This window comes from Psychrobacter sp. UBA3480 (assembly GCF_002377945.1).
Classification (GTDB): domain Bacteria; phylum Pseudomonadota; class Gammaproteobacteria; order Pseudomonadales; family Moraxellaceae; genus Psychrobacter.
In genome coordinates this window covers 84,170-103,830 of record NZ_DFQV01000001.1, presented here as the reverse complement: position 1 = coordinate 103,830, position 19,661 = coordinate 84,170, and the positions used below count along the sequence as shown (strand labels likewise).

Sequence of the window (19,661 nt, the reverse complement as noted above, 5' to 3'; positions counted from 1 at the left end):
ACGATGCATACATTATTCCCTGTGCAAACTTCTGTACAAAACAACCACCTTGATGTAAATCCTGAGCCAGATATCGAGGCCATTCAATGGTCGCTGATTAGTCATTTGGTAGAGTGCTTTCTATTAGAGCAGTGGGTGGATGAGCACCTTATTCAAGTGACAACTACCACTGAGTACTTGGCAAATCATCAGACGACTCAAGCTCAAGACGCGCAGCAATTTTTAGCGTCGCTACCACAGCAGTATCAAGATTTTTTTGACCAAGATAACCCGTTAATGGTAATGCAGATTAATCAGAATAGACAGTTATTACTATTGGTAGAGCCTGCTTATGCGTCACCGTGGCGATTGTCTAAATCTTGTCTGCCTATCATACATAACCTTAATAGCAAGCATCATGTAGATAGCGCTTTGCTAGAACCAGTAGGCTCAGCACAGCAATTGTTAGATATGTTTTTATCAATGATGGATAGTGCCACGTTGTCTGATGTCGGTATCTTAAAGTTAAAAGAAAGCTTAGAGGTTTCATTTATAGCGCAGCAACAGTCAGCAGTGGCAAACATCACGACTACTGTATGTCAGCACCCGCATTGGCATCAAACCTTGATTGCAGCGGAACAGTGGGCTTCACTGATGGATCGTCCGTTTCATCCGCTGGCAAAAGGCAAGTTGGGCTTTACGGTAACAGACTATGAACGTTATATGGCAGAGTTTAACCAACCCATTAAGCTGGTATGGGTCGCCATTGCCAATAGCCATATCATGGTGGCAGAGCATGTCAAAGACATAACAATACAAAATCCAGCGAAATATCTTTTGGATACTACGCAGCAGCAGAAGTTGATGCGAGAGCTAGACGATAAAGGTATTGCAGACACGCACATTGCGATGCCCGTACATCCTTGGCAAATGACTCATGTGATTGATGAAATGTATACCGACGATCTTGCCAATGGCACAGTTGTCGCTCTCAATTTTGACAAGCTAATCACTTATGCCAGTTCATCCATGCGCAGTATGCTGATTGATGCTGATACGCTAAATAGCATTAAGCTGCCCATAGGTGTGTACGCACTAAACTCAAAGCGCTACTTGCCAGCCCTCAAGCTGATCAATGGTGAAAAAAACCAAGCCATACTGATGCAGGCAAGAACGTTAGACCCTGTACTATCAGCACAGCTACGGTTATGGGATGAGCGCCTATGGTGGGGATATATGTCTCCGTCTCATTTGCATGATAAAAGCGCTATCAATCCGCAATTTTATCAAGAAAAACCCACGCATTTAGGCGCGATGCTACGTCAATTACCAGCAGATCTGTGTGACGATTCGATTCGACTGTTGCCAATGGCAAGCTTAGGCATGTCGGTTTACAAGCAGGGTGTCAGCCATCACATCTTTGACGGCATTGTTCAGGACAGCATCCAGCATGGTAGCCAAGACAATGCTCAAGAAGGCTCAACACAGAATAAAAAACTCGCTGTCATAGCGTGCTTTAAGAATCTTTGTGATGTGTTTTTGGGGACGATGCTGCGCTGCTTACGCTTAGGGTTTGCACCTGAGATGCACGGGCAAAATATTGTTATCGTATTAAAAGACAATCATTTTACCAGTCTGTTATTGCGTGACCACGACTCCGTACGTATTCATCTACCATGGCTGGCACGCCACAAAATATCAGATCCTGAATATCTGAGCCCACCAGATTTTAAAAACCGTCTATATCGCGAGACGCCGCAAGCGTTGATATTTTATCTACAGTCGCTAGGGTTATTAGTTAATATTCGAGCGATTATCGAGTCATTGGTTGAGCACTATCATATTAATGAAGAGACGTTGTGGCAGGAGGCAATGATAAGTATCGAGGAGTCCTTAGTAACTATCGATTTTGATGATGATCAACGTCAGATACTCCGTGATGAGTTATTTAACAACTCATATTATCCGCATAAGACATTGCTATTGCCTGTGATTGCCCGTGGCTCTGATCCTCATGGCAGTATGCCCGCTGGAGAAAGTAAAACGATCAACCCATTCAAGCGTGTCAAGAACAGTGGTTAAAATTATGAAATACCATAATGAGAACATAATGAATGATATTGATATTCGCGAACTTATAGACAGTTATAAAGAGATAGGTACCTCTACCATTGGTCATCTGACTGGGAAAGGGTATTTACCAGATATAAAACCGCTTAATCCTTGCGCAAATACTATAGTCGGCCGAGTGTTGACGGTGCAACTAACCTCTGACAACACGGATGTGATCAACCAAGCATTGATTCAAGTAGCGCCAAATGATGTGCTATGTATTGATGCTCAGATATTGGGCGTCAAAGCCTGTTGGGGAGCACTGCGAACTTGCGCGGCTATCTATGAAAAGTTATCAGCGGTCATTATTATTGGACAGGCGACTGATTCGCTACAGATTCAGCAGTTAGGTTTCCCTGTGTTTGCACAGGGTATCAGCGCTGTGACCACCTTCAAGAGCAATCAAGCACAAGGCACGCTGGCGTCCGATATTGCCTATCGCTTCGGTGAGCAGAAAACGACGATTCGATCAGGCGACATCGCCATCATGGATAATGATGGGGTATTTATATTGTCTGTTGATGTAGCACAGCAGCTATTATCAGATTGTCAAAAGAAGCATAAAGAGGATGAGGTAAAGTTTCAGATGTTTTTTGAGGCTTATCGTAACAACGAGCTAAATAAACTATTCAGTGATTAATGAAATTATCAGAGTTCAAATAGTCAACCATATCTGAAAACAGTACAAATAAACGCTTACTACCAAAGTATAAATACATATAGAAATAAAAACGATTATCATTTACAATACGATTCACAAAGTTAGTACACACAGTATTATTAGCTAAATATTACTGTTTATTTATTCAACTAAGTGAAATAACCTAAGTGAAAAAATTATGAAAAGCCATCATCAAGTTGCTCTATCTGTTCTTACCCTTTGTATTAGTCAGCAATTATATGCACAAAACAATGTCAATGAAGCGGATGCCGTATTAGATGCGCAGACCCCAGCGGAAATGTCTTCACGTACTGTGTCTGATGATACTCCCAATGTGACTTTAGACACTATCAATGTCACTGCTAAAGCCAGAACGGGCACGGCACTGGCACAAAAAATTAGTGAGATGCCAGCAGTTACTCAAGTGATTACTGAAAATGAGATTCAGATGCAGGCAACGGGTAACCGTACCACTGGTGATATCTTGGCACAATTGATACCGAGTCTGGGTGCTAGTAGTGGTTCTACCAGTAACTATGGTACGACCATGCACGGTCGCCCTGTGCAGTTCTTGTTGAATGGTGTGCCTTTAAGCAGTTCACGTAGTCTTTCACGCGAGCTCAATAGTATCGATCCTGCTCAACTTGAGCGGGTAGAAGTACTCTCAGGTGCCACCAGTATCTACGGTGCTGGTGCAGCAGGTGGCCTGATTAACCTTGTGACCAAATCTTTAGTAGGGTATGGCCCTATCAGACAGACTAGAGTCGGTGTCAGTAGCAGTCGTAATTTTGAGTCAGACTCATTGGGTTATCATGTAGGACAAACCTTAGGATATGGCGGCGAGCGAGTGTATGGTCGCTTAGATGTTGATTACGATAATAAAGGCGGTAAGTTTGATAGCAAAGGCAACCGAATCAGCCCAGATGTCAACCAAACGGACCAACAAGATACTGAATCGCTAAGTGTGAATGGTAGCTTGGGTGTAGAGCTCACTGACAGCCAACGTCTTGATCTTGCAGTGACTTACTACAAAGATGAGCAAGACACCGACTACGGCCCAGATTATGGTGATGGTTTGGCAGTGTTATTTGGCGCAAAACCTTCTCTAAAAGCTATCGATGGTGCAAACGTAGAGAACGAGCCTTATACCACTAAGACCTCAATGAACTTGAACTATAATAATGACGATATAGCAGGGTCAAGTCTAAGTGTGACGGGCTACTATCGAGATGAAAAAGGCCGTTTTTACCCTTCTGGTAAAACTGCAGGAGACCAAGCGACTGAAGTATGGCAAGACAATGGTCTAACTGATACAGCCACACTGAAGAAACTGGCAAGTGCTGCAACATTTGTCACTCAATCAGAAGCTGATATTGAAGTAATGGGTTTGCGGGCAGCCATGCAAACCGAGACGGAAATTGCAGGCAAAAAGACGCTGTTTAGCTACGGCGCTGATTTTGAACGCGAAAACAGTGAGCAAACTTACTACGGTCAAGACCTAAATACGTTTCTTGCTAGTAATGGCTTAAGCGCCCAAACCAATGGGCTTACTTATAACGGTGGACCAGATACTACCATTGATAAATGGGGCGCTTTTGTTAATGCAGATGTAGATATAACCGACAAGTGGCATACCAGTGCTGGTGTGCGTTACCAAAAATTGAAGTCAGAGACTGATACCTTTACGCCCATCTATGAGCAACTGCTTGAAGAGTATTTTAATAGCTCTGCTATCAGTGGAACAAGTGCAGCTTACGGCATTGACTATCAGGCGGGCGATGTAGAAAAAGGCAGCACAGACCACGACAAAACCTTGTTTAATCTCGGTACTAGCTATCAATTAACCCCAAATGATCAAATCTTTGCTAATTTTTCACAAGGGTTTACCACCGCAGATATACAACGTGCGCTTCGTGATGTGCGTGCAGGGTTTGTAGTTAATTCAGACAACGTACAACCGATCGCGATCAACAACTACGAGTTTGGTTGGCAGGGCAAACATGGTGATACTGCTGCGCGACTGAGCGGTTTTTATAACGAATCAGACAAAGTAGTACGTTTTACTGATAGCTATACCGTAGAAGTTGTCGATACCGATGAGCGTGTCTATGGGGTAGAAGGGTCGCTTAGTCATGATATCAGTGATAAATGGCAAGTAGGCGGTAGTGTGGCGTACACTCGTGGTCAGTATGACAAAGATGGCGATTGGTTGGAGCTCGATGCAGTACGTCTAACACCGCTAAAAGGTACGGCATTTGCTCAGTATAACTTCGATGAAGGCAGCAATATTCGTCTACAAGCATTGGCAATCGGCGGTGATGACAAGGCTTTTAAAGACCAACAAAAAGACCCTGACTCTAGTGCCTTACCTGTCACTGGTTATATGACCCTTGATGTATTGGGCCAAGTGAACATGCCAGTCGGCCGAGTAGACTATGGCGTTTATAACTTGCTTAATAAAGACTATCTAACGGTCTATCATCAAACCACATTTGGTGATTTAAACCGCTTACCTGCATCAGGCACGACTTATGGCTTAAGCTATACCGTCGATTACTAAAAAGCGCCACACATAAAAAAACCCTTCAGGCTATGTAAATTTAGCGTGAAGGGTTTTTTTTATGTTCATAACTCTCTAAAGCATTCATCTGTTCCAAGAGTATTTGCTAGTGTTTCCAACTTTACGCTTTATCAGGTGCAAAAGTTATTTTTTGGCATTTTATGATTGACTTACAGCCTATCAATGCTAATCTAATCTCTCTTTGGGGAGTAGCCTGCTTTCGTACTGCGAAAGCGTTCGTATCAACATACTTGGCCACATGCCATGGTGCGAACACCTCTCGGTTGGCGAGACCATCGATATATCTACACTGCAGGTCGGGGGTGTGGCTATGTCATGGACTCTATACTCGACCAGAGAAAATCACATGAATCCTATCGCACTTCTATTACTTGCGCTTTCTATGTCTACTGATGCCTTTTCTGTGGCAATCAGTAAAGGCGCAAGTCTTAAAAACCCTCGTTTTACCGAAGCTTTCAGAATGGGTGTTATTTTTGGCACCATTGAAGCGATCACGCCTATTATTGGTTGGTTAATTGGTCACTCTGCCACATCCTTTATAGATGCATCTTTTATTGAGGCATGGGATCATTGGGTCGCGTTTGTCATACTTTTTGCGCTCGGTCTGCACATGCTATATGAGGGAATGAAGCCAAGTGATGAAACGGAAGCAGCACCGTCGAGACATTCTTTTTTCAAACTTGCTTTGACTGCATTTGGTACCAGCATCGATGCCATGGCTGTCGGTGTGAGCCTAGCATTTGTAAAGGTCAATATTTTACTGGCGGCAGGTCTTATTGGCTTGGCCACTACAGTAATGGTCACGCTAGGGGTGATGTTAGGAAAAGTATTGGGCTCCCTAATCGGTCATAGAGCTGAAATATTTGGTGGTGTGATGCTAATTGCCATCGGTGCATGGATTTTATTAAGCCATCTTCAATAATTATATAAAACTGTCTACTACGAACAGATAGTCATTACGTGTATAAATTTATTACTGACTTGTAGAGGCAAAGCATTTGTTTACCTAAGAAAAGCCTATCTATATTAATAGTTAGACTTTTTGGGTCTAAAACTAGCACATTATGCTATAGCGGCTCGCAAGAGGTCTGAAAAAAATCAGCACTACAAAACTATCAATAATTATCCGCTGTCAGCGAAGAGGCTTGAATAAAGTGCCTATATCTATGCTTATAAACATGGTTGTTATTTACTAAAAAAACAGTAGACAATAAAAAAGACCTCCAATCTCTTGAAGGTCTTTTTTATTAATACTTAAATGTGGTGGGCCCAGTAGGACTTGAACCTACGACCAAAGGATTATGAGTCCTCTGCTCTAACCAACTGAGCTATGGGCCCTAACGTTAGACGCACAATGATACCTGATTTTTTTAATTTTTCAAGTAAAAGATAGGCAGTAATCAAGATATTTTTTATTGAGCCATATTTTTGTATTACAGGTGACCACCAGCTATGGTTAGACTACGACCTCCATCCACGGTGATGATCTCTCCTGTGACATAATTTGCCTGCACAAGATACAGTACGCTATGAGCAATCTCATCAGGTTGGCCTATACGCCGCATAGGAATAGCGTCGATGATACTTTTTTGTTGCTCATTGTCAATAGCTTGGTCGCTAGTAGGGTCAGGTAAAATGTTGACCCCAGGAGCAACTCCGTTGACCCGTACTTCTGGCGCCATCTCTAACGCTAGCGACTGTACCATCATTCGATGCGCAGCCTTTGCCATGTTATAGACAGTATAGTTGTTAAACGGTCTATCATGCGCGTGTATGTCCAATAAGCTGACAATACAGCCTTGTTGTTGCTTTAGATAAGGTAGTAGAGCTTGGCTTAGTAATAAAGGGGCTTTCGCGTTGGTCAAAAGCAACTCATCCCACTGTGCATGATTGATACTACCGAGTGGGCTAGGATAAAACCGTGAGGCATTATGCACCAGTACATCAAGCTGTCCAAACGCCTCTATAATACTTCCAACAAAGCTGTCTAAAGTCATCCCATCGTTGACTATCGTTAAGTCAGCAACGATAACTTTTGCACTATTAGCACGGATGTCGTTCAGATGGTCAGCCAAGTCATTAGCGTCTTGTTCACTACGGTAACAATGAATGATAACGCGGTAACCTTGCCTATGAGCTGCTTTAACAATGGCCGCCCCAATACGCCTAGCACTACCTGTGACAAGCATCACTGGCGCTTGGTTATTCATATTTTCTGCTTGGAAAGTATTAGTTTCTTGGTTCATAGCAATACTACTTTTTTCTCTAGTGTGCTTGTCTATATCATTGTTGCGCTTGCAAGTGTTCAATCCTGCTTTGGCGTAAGGCTGCACCTATAGCGGGGCCTTTAAGGTCTGGCGCAATGTCATTCATACCGATGGCGTGAAAGCTGTTTAGTGCTAACATCATTTGGCGATGCTGTGTTGCTAGCTGTAACACATAACTGCACACTAGCAGTTGAGATAGTTTGTCAGGCTCCTTATGCGCACCGCAGGCTTGGATTAGATCGATTTTTTCAGCCGCATTTAGACTGTTTATTGTGCTTAGTTTTTCAGCTTGCTGAGCGAATAAAGTTGCGAACTGAGTATGTGCTTTTGGGACTTTGGCTTTATTACCGATAGCGTTAATATTTTTTATAGCGGTTGATACGTTAGAGGTAGACTCAGAGTTTTCGCTATTAAATAATGAAGACAGGCTAGTCATGAGTAGCGCCCAGCGCTGCGATAAATTCAAACGCATCTGTCCTGCAAAGTATAACGCTGTCTGCACTGTTTCTCTTATTTGGATATTGTCCCAAGCATGATGCAAAGGCGCGAAATACTCTATGATCGCACCAATTTCAAACAGTTTTTGCCAATAGACTTGCGGTGATAGTTGCATAGTCGCACGGCTTGATTCTTGCCAGATACGCTCGGCACTCAAATGAGCTAGCTCTCCTGTATCCACCAATTGACGCATCAGCGTTAAAGTGTCATCCGCGATGGTAAAGCCCAAATCGTAGTAACGACTATAGAAGCGCACTGTTCGAAGTACACGTAATGGGTCTTCACTAAAAGCACTGGATACATGACGCAATGTCTTACTTTTTAAGTCTTGTAGGCCGCCATAGTAGTCGATGACTTGTCCGTCAATAGGGGTGTCGTCAGTTAAGCTGGTAACTTCGATTGCCATCGCGTTGATGGTTAAATCACGACGGCGCAAATCATCCTCTAGACTGACATCGGGACTGGCATGTACGCTAAAACCTTTGTAGCCTGAGCCTTGCTTGCGCTCTGTGCGTGCCAATGCATACTCTTCATGACTGGTCGGATGCAAAAACACAGGAAAGTCAGCGCCCACTTGTTGAAACCCTGCATCAATCATTTCTGCCACAGTAGCGCCAACGACGACAAAGTCCTTGTCCTTGATAGGACGTTTGAGCAGTCGATCGCGTACAGCACCGCCTACGAGGTAAATTTGCATAGAAGCCTCTTCTTATTATTGAGCTTTATATCACTAGCTCAATTTTTATGAATCAAAAAAACAGCCAATGCTCTATAAGTCGCATTGACTGGTTTTAGTATAGCAGAAGGGCTCTGTCAATGGATGACAGAGCCCTTCTTAATATAGTCAATCCTCTATAAATTGAGTACGGTGTCAGCCTCGTTCAGTCTACTATTTGTAGTACTTTCACTCGGCTTCCTTGCATCCAAATTATATTGAACCGATACAGTGCATTCATACTGGGTATGGTGTGTGACTATTTTTCGTTTTCTAGGTCTTGCGCTTCAGTAACGGTCAATGCAGTCATGTTGACGATACCACGTGCTGTCGCTGATGGCGTCAAAATGTGTACCGGCTTATTAGTACCCAATAAGATAGGGCCAATAGAAGCACTGCCAGTCGCTGTTTTAAGCAGGTTGAAAGCGATGTTTGAGGCATCAAGGGTTGGCAAGATAAGCAAGTTCGCTGCACCTTTTAACGGGCTTGATGGCATATCGTTTAGACGAATATTTTCGTTAAGCGCGGCGTCACCTTGCATTTCGCCTTCAAATTCAAAGTCGACGTTCATATTGGTCAATAGCTCATGAACCTTACGCATTTTGACAGCGCTAGCACGATCTGAAGCACCAAAGTTAGAATGAGATACTAGCGCAACGCGTGGCGTGATACCAAAGCGACGTAGCTGATCCGTTGCCAAGACGGTCATTTCAGCCAATTGCTCAGCTGTTGGGTCTTCATGGACATAGGTATCAGCGATAAAGATATTACGATCTTGCATGAGTACTGCATTCATTGCATAGAAGTCGTTCATACCTTGTTTTTTGCCAATGACGCTTTCAACGTATTTTAGATGCAATTGATAATGGCCAAATGTACCACATACCATGCCATCTGCTGCACCGTTTTCGACCAGCAAAGAACCAATCAAAGTCGTCTTACGGCGAACATCACGACGAGCAAGCTCAATGCTTACACCGCGGCGTTTGTTCTTCTCATAGTAGCCCTGCCAGTAGTCTTTGTAGCGAGGATCGTCATCAACGTTGACGATGGTAATGTTCTCGCCAGCTTTTAGACGTAGGCCTAGCTTTTTGATATTGGCTTCGATAACTGAAGGGCGACCAACCAAGATAGGTTGTGCTAGCTTCTCATCAACGACCACTTGTACAGCAAGCAAAATGTTGTTGTCTTCACCTTCACAGTACACAATACGTTTTGGATCGGCTTTAGCACGAGCAAAGATTGGCTTCATCACAAACGCTGAGTTATAAACAAACTCAGACAGACGCTGACGATAGGCTTGCATGTCATCGATAGGTAGCGTGGCAACGCCTGAATCCATCGCTGCTTTGGCAACAGCAGACGCGATCTCAATGATTAGATTTGGCTCTAGAGGGCCTGGAATTAAGTAGTCACGACCAAAACTTTGCATCTTTTCGATGTTTCTAGCGCTGGTAGTTGGAGTGGCTTCGACGTGTGCCATAGCAGCGATTGCTTTTACGCAAGCAACTTTCATCTCTTCGTTAACAGTGGTCGCACCAACATCTAATGCACCGCGGAAGATATATGGGAAGCATAGCGCGTTGTTTACTTGGTTTGGATAGTCTGAACGACCAGTTGCCATGATGACGTCTGGACGTACCGCATGGGCCAATTCTGGCATGATTTCAGGTGTTGGGTTGGCAAGTGCAAAGACGATAGGGTCTTTTGCCATACGGCGAACCATATCTTCTGATAGTGTACCTGGCATTGATAAGCCTAGGAACATATCGACATCGTCCATGACTTCTTCGATAGAAGTAGCTGTAATATCACGAGCATAACGTTGTTTGGTTTCATCAAGGTTTTCACGGCTAGTACTGATGATACCGCGTGAGTCTGAAACAATAATGTTGTTCTTATTAACGCCAAGCGCGCAAATAATATCTAGGCAAGAAATGGCTGCTGCGCCTGCGCCTGAACAAACAATTTTAATCTCTTCGATTTTTTTGCCAGTGATCAACAAAGCATTTAGCATGGCTGCGGCAACGATGATTGACGTACCATGTTGATCATCATGGAACACAGGAATGTTCATGCGCTCACGTAGTACGCGCTCGATTTTGAAACATTCTGGTGCTTTGATGTCTTCTAGGTTGATACCACCAAAGGTAGGCTCAAGCGAGGCAACCGCTTCGATGAACTTATCTGGATCATTTTGAGCAATTTCAATATCAAAAACGTCGATACCTGCGAACTTCTTAAATAGAACGCCTTTACCTTCCATGACTGGCTTCGATGCCAATGGACCGATATTACCCAGACCCAATACAGCAGTACCGTTAGTGATAACACCAACGAGGTTATTACGTGCCGTGTATTTAGACGCAAGTTTTGGATCTCTTTGGATCTCAAGACAAGGTACAGCAACGCCTGGAGAGTAGGCGAGTGCTAAATCACGTTGGTTGGCTAGCTGCTTAGTAGGGGTTACCGAAATTTTACCTGGGCGTGGAAACTCATGGTAATGTAAGGCAGCTTGTTCAAACTGCTCTTTTTCTGTACTGAGGTTATCCGTATTCGAAGTGGTATCGTCATTCATAATAATTGCCATGGTTGGAATAAATTGGAATAAATTAAATGGTGATAAAAAACAACGTCCAACCCTCCAAAAATCATTGAATGATAATAATTGAAAAGTATAAAGACGTTAAACGACTCACGACCATCAGAATCATGGTCGACGATCAAAGATCAGGTCAAAAAAGCAAACTAGCTAAAATATTCATTCTAGCATTATTGCCAATTCACTGCCTAGTCAACAACAATGAATTATGCGAATAATATAATAAAATGATATTCGTTATTTATCTCATTGATAATGCCAAAAAACGCAGTTAGATATCAACCTTAATTTCATAATGTTTCAAAATATTACAGAATTGAAAGGTGCTAAGGCGAGCAACTACTAAGATGAGCAGCTAATAGGCACCTGCGGTGTATCCGGCGCAGGCACACTGCTATCTACATCATTAGCGATATCTTGCACACTATAAGGATTGGCTAGTAAACGGAATACCCGATCAACTTCTTCAAACTGGCCTTGCTCTGCGGCAGTAATTGCACGCTGCGCCATGCTATTACGAAGGACGTAGACAGGATTGTTGGTCTGCATGTCGTTAACTGCCTGCTCAAGTGGCAGCTTCTCGATCTGTGCCAGATAACGTGTTGACCAGTCTTGCCATACTTGCTGCGCATCACCGCTTAATTCAGTGGTCATAGTAGCCAGTAGCTTTTGCTCATAAGGATGATCTGCTGGTGCGACCAAACCGAGTAGGGCGCGAAAGCTATTAGTATAGTCGAGCAAATTGTCTTCTAATAGTGTCAACCATTCAAAGGCTAAGCTGAGACTCTCTCTTTGATGCGGTAAGCCAAGCTTACGGCACAGACCTTGCTGATAGTGCTGCATAAAGGTTGCTTCATAAGGTGCTAAGCAATCAGCGAGCGTCTCACGGGTGACACCTTCTAGGCGCATAAAGTGTGGCAGCCAAACATTTAGATTCCAGTGCCCGATAGCAGGCTGATTCTGATAAGCATAGCGACCCGTATGGTCTGAGTGATTATTAATCCATGCAGGATTGAAGCGCTCCATAAAGCCAAACGGCCCGAAGTCCAAAGTACTGCCTGTTATAGATAAGTTATCTGTATTCATGACACCGTGAGCAAAGCCAATCAATTGCCAATCAGCAATCATACGCGCCGTACGCTCGACCACTGCGGTCAAGAAAGCCAAGACAGGCGTTTCGCTATCGCGGCATTCTGGATAATAAGTGTCAATCATATAGTCGGTGAACTCACCCAGTACATCAGGGGCAAAGCTGGCAATCCACTCGACATGACCGAGACGAATATGACTATCAGCCACACGCATCAACGCTGCACCTGCTTCGATACGCTCACGGCGCACTCTCGTATCAGATACCACAAACCCCAAAGCGTTAGACGAGGGGATGCCAAGCTTCGTCAATGCATGACCGCACAGGTATTCGCGAATAGTACTACGTAAGACTGCGCGTCCATCACCCATGCGTGAATAGGGCGTCAAGCCAGCACCTTTAAGATGCAAGTCTTGTGGCTGTCCATCATTATCGAGTACCTGTGCCATGAGTAAACCGCGTCCGTCACCCAATTGCCCAGCCCATTGTCCAAACTGGTGACCAGCATATGCCATCGATAGTGGTTTGAAATCAGCTGGCACGTATTGACCGCCCAATATCTCAACCCAATTGGTCATCAGGTCCTCGTCGTCGGCCCAGCCTAACTGCTGTGCAACTTGAGTATTGAAGTGACCGGCACGAGGATTGTCTAGTGGCGTCGGTGGCTGCTCATGATAAAGGCGCGTGTCTAGGTTGACGTAAGTGTTTTGATAACGCATACAGGCCGTTTCCATTAAAATATAAAAGTGAGAATGTCACTATAGCATAGCTCTCATATGGCATCGTTGCACTCTGTCCGTCTCTTGTAATATCTAACCAAAAAATAAATTCCTCTGTCTTTAATTGACTGACTCTAATGGACGAGATTGTTATTGTTTTTAGATTAGAGGTCGTCACAGTTTAGCCGATGTATTTGACCATTTATTATGATAATAAAATCATTAGAAGTAGCTAAAATGACATAAGCGATAAACTATAAGCAAAAAAATCCCCCTATCTAGGACGGATAGGGGGATGGAGAAGCTTCAAAATTATAATGAAATCAGAGGTTAATTAAGCCGCTTTTTCGTTCGCGCCAATAGAGCGGAAAGCGGTTTTTAGATTGCTATTATGCTCAAGGATTTTCTGTTCAATTTTGGCATAATCGTGCTTTAACTTATCATCAACTTCATGCAAACGATCAGCAAACTCTGTTTTCTTAAGCTCGATAGTTTTTGCTTTTAGCGCTTGCCATTCTTCAACAGTCTGCGTAAAGGCATCATATTCAAACTTAATACGGTCTTGGAAGCTCTTCATCGCATGAGGAAGATCAATGCCGCTTACTGCTGCTGTATCGATTTGCTGCTGAGCTTTCTTAAACTGCATTTGTACTTCTGCATGTTTGATAGTTGTATCATCAACAGTACGCAGCTCAGAAGTTAAACCAAGTTTTGATAAACCAGCAATTAACCATTTGGTTGGGTCATATTGCCACCATTTCACGCCATTACGATAGTCGTATTGGAAGAAGTGATGGTAGTTATGATAACCCTCACCCCACGTAAAGATAGCCAAGAAGAAGTTATCGCGAGCACTATTGGTATCTGTATAAGGACGTGTACCAAACATATGGCAGAACGAGTTGATAAAGAACGTAAAGTGATGCGTCAATACCAAACGTAGTAGGCCTGCGATAACCAACGTACCCCAAACATCACCAAGCAACCAACCGATAGCGGCAACCATACCAACGTTCATGGCAACTACCCATAGACCGTAGTATTTATGCTGAATCTGTAAGACTCTATCTTTAGTCAAATCAGGAATGTTTTTGTAGTCGAACTTGCCGCTAGGGTAGTTACGTAGCATCCAGCCAATATGACTGAACCAAAATCCACGCTGTGCTGAATACGGATCATCCAAACGATCATCTACATGACGATGGTGAGTACGGTGACCAGAAACCCAATCAAACGCAGAACCCTGTACCGCTAGGGTAGAACCAAGCAATAAAAAGTTTCTGACAATTGGATGCGCTTTATAAGCACGATGCGCCATTAGACGATGGTAACCTGCCGTAATACTGATACCGGTCCATACCATAAAGGCACCAAATACACCCCAAACAGGTGCGCTCACTTGATGAGTGAACAAGTACCATGGCGTAATGATAGCAGCAGCAATCGGCGTCGCCACCAAAATAGTTGCCGGAATCCAGTTGATCGGTGCTTTGGTAAATTCAAACTCGCGCATATCAATGCTTTGCTCTTGCGCAGAAAGATCCGCTTGCTCAGAAGCTTTAGCATAATTGCGTTTTGCAACAGGCTGCTCATCAAGCGCCATTTGCGCTTTTTTCTCATCAAAACGAGTTTTAAAACGCGTTACTTGAGTGCTGGCGGTCTTTACAAGCGTGTCACCAGATTTGATAGCGAAACGTAAGCCTTTAAGCGGTAAGCCAAGTGCTTTTTTTGCAATCATATAATATCCCTAACGGTATTAATTTAAGCCACCATAGTACCTTAAAATGCGTGTAAAGTGAACACTTATACACTATAAAAATATTGCTAAATAACAATAACTTGTATGGATTATAGGATGTATTGGTCAAAAATACGAGTGACTTATCAGACATGAAGGAGAAGTGTAACAAGGAGGGTAGATATGTAGGAAAGAATGCGTTTATCAAAAAAATGATTAAATATCAAAAAAGTACGGATAAGTCAGTTAAGGCAACAGCAAATGACTTGGAAAATCCGTAATGATGACATCAGTCTGCCATTTTATGAGCTGTTCAATGGTGGGAATATCATTAACCGTCCAAGCACTTACGGGTAATCCATAACGGTGGCTATGCTTGATGACAGCTTGGGTCAAAAGCGGATAATGAATGCCCAGTTGAATACAGCCGAGTTGCAATGCGGTATTGGTAGCGCTTGCCAACGCTTCTGGCGTACGAATGAGCAAGCCGCGAGGCATATGAGATAATAGTTTGTGACGTTGTAAACGGTTATGTAACTCGACATCGAAGCTCGTCAACACAACTGGTAAGCTGGTAAGAGGTGTATCAATAAAGGCCTGCCGAAGCGCTTCAATCATTACTGCATAGTTGGTACGGCTATGCGTCTTAATTTCCAGCTCAATAACGTTAAATCCACTAAGCGCAGGTGCCATGCTCGCCAATGTCATAATAGGTTGGCCAAACTGCAACTGGCATTGAATCTCAGTCAGTTTTAACTGATCAATACGTGATTGCCGACCGCACATACGCTCTAGATCGTCATCGTGGAATACAATTAAATGACCATCAGCGTTTAGTTGTATATCAAACTCTACGCCTGCTAAGCCTCTTGAATTAAGGTTTTGAGAGTATTGAAAGCCTGAAAAGGTATTTTCTAACGCCTCACCGCGTGCGCCTCGATGACCTAGTAATAACGTATCTCTAAAGTTTATCATATGCACCAATTATCGATGATTTTTATGCCCAATCATATAGCGTCATATCCATGACGTCTAACAAAAACTGCGATGCAATCCGTACTTTTTTAAATATGACTTTTTAGAGTCCAAATCTGCGAATGTTTGTTATGTTTTTGCAACCAAACGCAGGTTTTTTCCATAGTGAGGGGCACTATTTGTATATCCATGGGATACACTAATGACCATTTGATTTAAACACCGTATAATGATGTGGTTTTCATATCTGTAGCAGCTAGCGTTGCATTTGAATGTTGAACACTGTCAGTCAGTGGCGGTACGAACCTGTAAATTGGGAGTAGAGTTAGTATGAGCGTAGCAAATATAAGTTTGAGCAAGTGGCATAAAGTTGCTGGGATTGGATTGGTATGTGGTTTGGCGCTTGCAGGCTGTGATCGCTCAGATAAAGAAGACACTACTGAGCAGGCAGAGCTAACAGAACAAGAGACTGTCGACGCTGAAAATAGCGTTGCACCTGCGATCAGCTGTGATGATCCTATGGTGCAAGATCGCCTTAAGTCAGCTCTAAAGAATACGCTCAATCAACAAGCACAGTCATTGGCTGCCAACTATGCAAATGATGCTGAAATCAGTTTAGCAAATGGTGTGGTTAGCGAAAAAACCAATGGTGTTGTCATTGATGTCCAAAACGCTGCCATCTTGCAACAAGCCAATGAGAACGGCATGACCACTTGTCAAGCAAGTGTCAGCATGACGCTACCAAGTGAAGACTTGTATCAAGCCAGTCAGGTACAAGCGGCCAATAATCAGCCAAGTCTACAATCGCGTTTAGCGCAAGACAATATCCGTATCAATAACAATATGCTCGTTGACGACGCGTTCACTTACATCGTCGGTACTCAAGGCGGTCAAGTGCGTACGCGTATTGCAGGTCAGCCTGCTTTGATTACTGTTGTTGCAGATGTGATGGCAGGTTCTGTCTTTAAAACTGCAATGGATGAGCAACGCGCCCAACGTGCTGCTGAGCGCCGTGCAACACAGAACAACGATACGGCTCAAACAGCGCCAATCCGTCAGCCAAGAACCGTAACGCCAGTTGAGCCAATTCGTCCAACTGAACCTACGCCGCCAACCATCAATAAACCTGCTGAAAGTCAGAACAGTTCGACTGCAAACACCCAAGCAGCTGCTGCCGAGCCTAGTAAGCCCGCCACGCCAAAAGCCGTACCTAAAGATGAAACCATCGATATGGTCATCATTGAAGACAACAGCGCGACTTATTAATTTATCATTGTAGTAAGAGATAGCGATATCCAGTCAACCGAATTGCTGTCGCTGAATAATAAAAACCCCGCAACAATCATGTCGCGGGGTTTTTTGTGTTTAAGCTATTTATTGTTAAATACTTAGTTTGTATTATTGACTGTCAGTGAACGTCTTCAATGCTTGACTATCCCACAACACCTCAGAGACTTTTTCTGGATCAGTACAGAAGCGTGCAGCGACAAACAACCAATCAGATAAGCGGTTGATAAAGCTGACGGCAGTACGACGAATCGCTTGTGGACGCTGCTGCTGCAATATTACAGCTTGACGTTCAGCGCGGCGGCACACACTACGCGCCACGTGTAATTGACTCACCAATATAGAACCTGTCGGCAAAATAAAGTCTTTTAGAGGTGGCAATGTGGCATTCATCATATCTATTTGCTGCTCTAACCATTCAATATGAGTGGCATTAACCCCTTCATATTCTGGCATGGCAAGCTCGCCGCCTATATTGAATAACAAGTGCTGAATGATGACCAAGGCTTCAGAGAACTCTTTCTCTATAGATTGCCCTTTATTGTGCTTTAGTTGCGCACGTACCAAGCCAATATGCGAGTTGAGCTCGTCGATGTCACCCATGACGCTAAATAGATCGTCGGCTTTACTAAGGCGGCTGCCATCGGCCATGCCAGTGCTGCCATCATCTCCAGTACGCGTATATATTTTGCTTAATCGATTGCCCATCTTTAAATCCTTAACGGTTTTTATGATTGAATAGTGGTAGTTGCATGCTCATTGTAGTATTTTACGCCTGTTTTCGCTAAGATAATGGGTTACGTTTTATATCACGATATTAACTAAATCTAATTTTCTAAAATTATAATCATAGCTATCGGTACGGCTTGTTCATGCGCTGTGGCCGATATTTTCAATTTATCTATTTTATTTATGCTAAAAGGCTCTTTTACTATGACCACACCACTTGCAGATGCGATGTCTCAGCTTACCATTTATGATTCACTGACTGGCGGCAAACGTCAGTTTGAACCACTCAAAGCAGGGCAGGTGGGCATGTATGTGTGCGGTATGACAGTCTATGATTATTGTCATATCGGGCACGCCCGTGTGATGGTTGGGTTCGATATGGCGGTACGCTGGTTGACACGCTTGGGTTATGACGTCAATTACGTGCGCAATATTACCGATATCGATGATAAAATCATTGCTCGTGCCGCTGAAAACGGTGAAGAGATTGGTACATTGACGCAGCGTTTCATTGAAGCGATGCATGAAGACGCGACTGCGCTTGGTTGTGAGATGCCAAATGCTGAGCCACGTGCAACCGATCATATCGATGATATGCAGAATATGATTGAGACGTTAGTCACTGGCAACTATGCGTATGCAGGCGACAACGGTGACGTCTATTATGCCGTCGATAGCTTTGACGGTTATGGCAAATTATCTAAGCGCAATCTGGATGATATGCAGGCAGGTTCGCGAGTCGAGGTTGAGAGTGATAAACGTAATCCATTTGACTTTGTACTATGGAAATCTGCAAAACCTGACGAGCCGCAGTGGGCATCACCATGGGGTCAAGGGCGTCCAGGTTGGCATATTGAATGTTCAGCGATGTCGACTAAGTGCTTAGGTAGTACCTTTGATATTCACGGCGGTGGTCATGACTTACAGTTCCCGCATCACGAAAATGAAATCGCGCAATCTGAGGCAGCAACTGAATGTGAGTATGCACGCAACTGGATGCATGTTGGTTTTATCAATGTCGATGGCGAAAAAATGTCTAAATCATTGGGCAACTTTTTTACCATTCGTGATGTCATGGCAAAGTACTTACCTGAGACGGTACGTTTTTTCTTATTATCGAGCCATTACCGCAGCCAAGTTAACTTCTCTGATAGCGCATTGGATGAAGCACATAATAGCCTAAGCAGACTATACAATGCACTAAAATTGGTTGAGCAGCAAAAAGGACAGTCAATCATACTCAACGAAGACTTAGTGGCTGAAGCTTACAATAGCGCGGTTGGACAAGACTTCATCAAGGCGATGAATGACGACTTTAATAGCTCGACGGCTATCAGCGTCTTATTCGGATTGGCACGTGATATCAACAAAGCCATTAAAGCAGAAGACGTCGATACCGCATGGCAATTAGCACAGCAACTAAAAGCATTGGCGCAAGTATTAAATATTTTACAGCAGCCAGTGCAGCAGTTTTTGCAAGCAGTGACTGGTGATCAGGCAGAATATGGTCTAACGGATGCCGTTATTGATAATTTAATTATCGAACGTGCAGAGTCTAAAGCCAACAAAAACTTTGCCCGTGCTGATGAGATACGTGAGCAACTAAAAGAGGCAGGTATTGAGCTCGAAGATAGCCGTGCTGGCACGACATGGCGCCGCGCTTAAAATAATTTTTGCCGTTTATAGGGTAAATAGCTACAAATCTCGT

General features: G+C 43.6%; 13 protein-coding genes, 1 tRNA gene and 1 riboswitch. Of the genes, 6 read left to right on the top strand and 8 right to left on the bottom strand.

Annotated elements, in window-relative coordinates; all coding sequences use genetic code 11:
* Positions 1-3 precede the first annotated feature (3 nt).
* The 4 genes from B2863_RS00420 (at position 4) to B2863_RS00405 (ending at position 6,255) form a co-directional block, all read left to right on the top strand.
* Entirely contained in the window at positions 4-2,061 is a 2,058-nt protein-coding gene (locus B2863_RS00420) for an IucA/IucC family protein (protein ID WP_296206760.1), read from the top strand.
* Between the two features lie 28 nt (positions 2,062-2,089).
* Complete coding sequence (locus tag B2863_RS00415; RefSeq protein WP_296206759.1) at positions 2,090-2,731, top strand: RraA family protein; 642 nt, start codon at positions 2,090-2,092, stop codon at positions 2,729-2,731.
* Between the two features lie 199 nt (positions 2,732-2,930).
* Positions 2,931-5,312, top strand: a complete 2,382-nt coding sequence (locus B2863_RS00410) for a TonB-dependent receptor (protein ID WP_296206758.1) — start codon at positions 2,931-2,933, stop codon at positions 5,310-5,312.
* A 192-nt stretch (positions 5,313-5,504) separates the two neighbouring features.
* Positions 5,505-5,672, top strand: a riboswitch (yybP-ykoY riboswitch).
* The gene (locus B2863_RS00405) at positions 5,644-6,255 is read left to right on the top strand and encodes a manganese efflux pump MntP family protein (RefSeq protein WP_296206757.1); all 612 of its coding nucleotides are present in this window, start codon (positions 5,644-5,646) and stop codon (positions 6,253-6,255) included. It overlaps the preceding riboswitch by 29 nt.
* A gap of 339 nt (positions 6,256-6,594) precedes the next feature.
* Here B2863_RS00405 and B2863_RS00400 read toward each other — a convergent pair.
* The 7 genes from B2863_RS00400 to B2863_RS00370 form a co-directional block, all read right to left on the bottom strand.
* A tRNA-Ile gene (locus B2863_RS00400) sits at positions 6,595-6,671 on the bottom strand.
* 95 nt (positions 6,672-6,766) lie between these two features.
* A complete protein-coding gene (locus tag B2863_RS00395; protein WP_296206756.1) occupies positions 6,767-7,579 on the bottom strand; it encodes a pteridine reductase in 813 nt (270 codons plus the stop codon).
* Between the two features lie 37 nt (positions 7,580-7,616).
* Positions 7,617-8,795: a tRNA nucleotidyltransferase gene (locus tag B2863_RS00390; RefSeq protein WP_296206755.1), complete on the bottom strand. Its 1,179-nt coding sequence runs from the start codon at positions 8,793-8,795 to the stop codon at positions 7,617-7,619.
* 277 nt (positions 8,796-9,072) lie between these two features.
* On the bottom strand, positions 9,073-11,391 hold the full coding sequence (locus B2863_RS00385) for an NADP-dependent malic enzyme (protein WP_160021186.1): 2,319 nt from the start codon (positions 11,389-11,391) through the stop codon (positions 9,073-9,075).
* A 366-nt stretch (positions 11,392-11,757) separates the two neighbouring features.
* The gene (locus B2863_RS00380; protein ID WP_296206754.1) at positions 11,758-13,224 is read right to left on the bottom strand and encodes a protein adenylyltransferase SelO; all 1,467 of its coding nucleotides are present in this window, start codon (positions 13,222-13,224) and stop codon (positions 11,758-11,760) included.
* A gap of 334 nt (positions 13,225-13,558) precedes the next feature.
* Entirely contained in the window at positions 13,559-14,737 is a 1,179-nt protein-coding gene (locus tag B2863_RS00375) for an acyl-CoA desaturase (RefSeq protein WP_191115423.1), read from the bottom strand.
* Positions 14,738-15,208: 471 nt separating this feature from the next.
* The gene (locus B2863_RS00370; protein ID WP_296206753.1) at positions 15,209-15,937 is read right to left on the bottom strand and encodes a glycerophosphodiester phosphodiesterase; all 729 of its coding nucleotides are present in this window, start codon (positions 15,935-15,937) and stop codon (positions 15,209-15,211) included.
* Positions 15,938-16,267: 330 nt separating this feature from the next.
* On the opposite strand from B2863_RS00370, the gene B2863_RS00365 reads away from it, so the two are divergent.
* Positions 16,268-17,203 (top strand): hypothetical protein, encoded by a 936-nt coding sequence (locus B2863_RS00365; RefSeq protein ID WP_296206752.1) that lies wholly within the window; start codon positions 16,268-16,270, stop codon positions 17,201-17,203.
* Between the two features lie 132 nt (positions 17,204-17,335).
* Here B2863_RS00365 and B2863_RS00360 read toward each other — a convergent pair whose 3' ends face one another.
* Positions 17,336-17,932: a cob(I)yrinic acid a,c-diamide adenosyltransferase gene (locus B2863_RS00360; RefSeq protein WP_179798902.1), complete on the bottom strand. Its 597-nt coding sequence runs from the start codon at positions 17,930-17,932 to the stop codon at positions 17,336-17,338.
* Between the two features lie 225 nt (positions 17,933-18,157).
* Here B2863_RS00360 and cysS point away from each other — a divergent pair, with 225 nt between their 5' ends.
* Positions 18,158-19,618: a cysteine--tRNA ligase gene (gene cysS / locus B2863_RS00355; protein WP_296206751.1), complete on the top strand. Its 1,461-nt coding sequence runs from the start codon at positions 18,158-18,160 to the stop codon at positions 19,616-19,618.
* Positions 19,619-19,661 lie beyond the last annotated feature (43 nt).

Bases quoted from the DNA above. Each gene is read 5' to 3' on its own strand.
- B2863_RS00395 (WP_296206756.1), bottom strand. From the start codon at position 7,579: ATGAACCAAGAAACTAATACTTTCCAAGCAGAAAATATGAATAACCAA.
- B2863_RS00380 (WP_296206754.1), bottom strand. From the start codon at position 13,224: ATGCGTTATCAAAACACTTACGTCAACCTAGACACGCGCCTTTATCAT.
- B2863_RS00370 (WP_296206753.1), bottom strand. From the start codon at position 15,937: ATGATAAACTTTAGAGATACGTTATTACTAGGTCATCGAGGCGCACGC.
- B2863_RS00390 (WP_296206755.1), bottom strand. From the start codon at position 8,795: ATGCAAATTTACCTCGTAGGCGGTGCTGTACGCGATCGACTGCTCAAA.
- B2863_RS00385 (WP_160021186.1), bottom strand. From the start codon at position 11,391: ATGAATGACGATACCACTTCGAATACGGATAACCTCAGTACAGAAAAA.
- B2863_RS00410 (WP_296206758.1), top strand. From the start codon at position 2,931: ATGAAAAGCCATCATCAAGTTGCTCTATCTGTTCTTACCCTTTGTATT.
- B2863_RS00375 (WP_191115423.1), bottom strand. From the start codon at position 14,737: ATGCGCGAGTTTGAATTTACCAAAGCACCGATCAACTGGATTCCGGCA.
- B2863_RS00360 (WP_179798902.1), bottom strand. From the start codon at position 17,932: ATGGGCAATCGATTAAGCAAAATATATACGCGTACTGGAGATGATGGC.
- B2863_RS00415 (WP_296206759.1), top strand. From the start codon at position 2,090: ATGAATGATATTGATATTCGCGAACTTATAGACAGTTATAAAGAGATA.
- cysS (WP_296206751.1), top strand. From the start codon at position 18,158: ATGACCACACCACTTGCAGATGCGATGTCTCAGCTTACCATTTATGAT.
- B2863_RS00405 (WP_296206757.1), top strand. From the start codon at position 5,644: ATGTCATGGACTCTATACTCGACCAGAGAAAATCACATGAATCCTATC.
- B2863_RS00420 (WP_296206760.1), top strand. From the start codon at position 4: ATGCATACATTATTCCCTGTGCAAACTTCTGTACAAAACAACCACCTT.
- B2863_RS00365 (WP_296206752.1), top strand. From the start codon at position 16,268: ATGAGCGTAGCAAATATAAGTTTGAGCAAGTGGCATAAAGTTGCTGGG.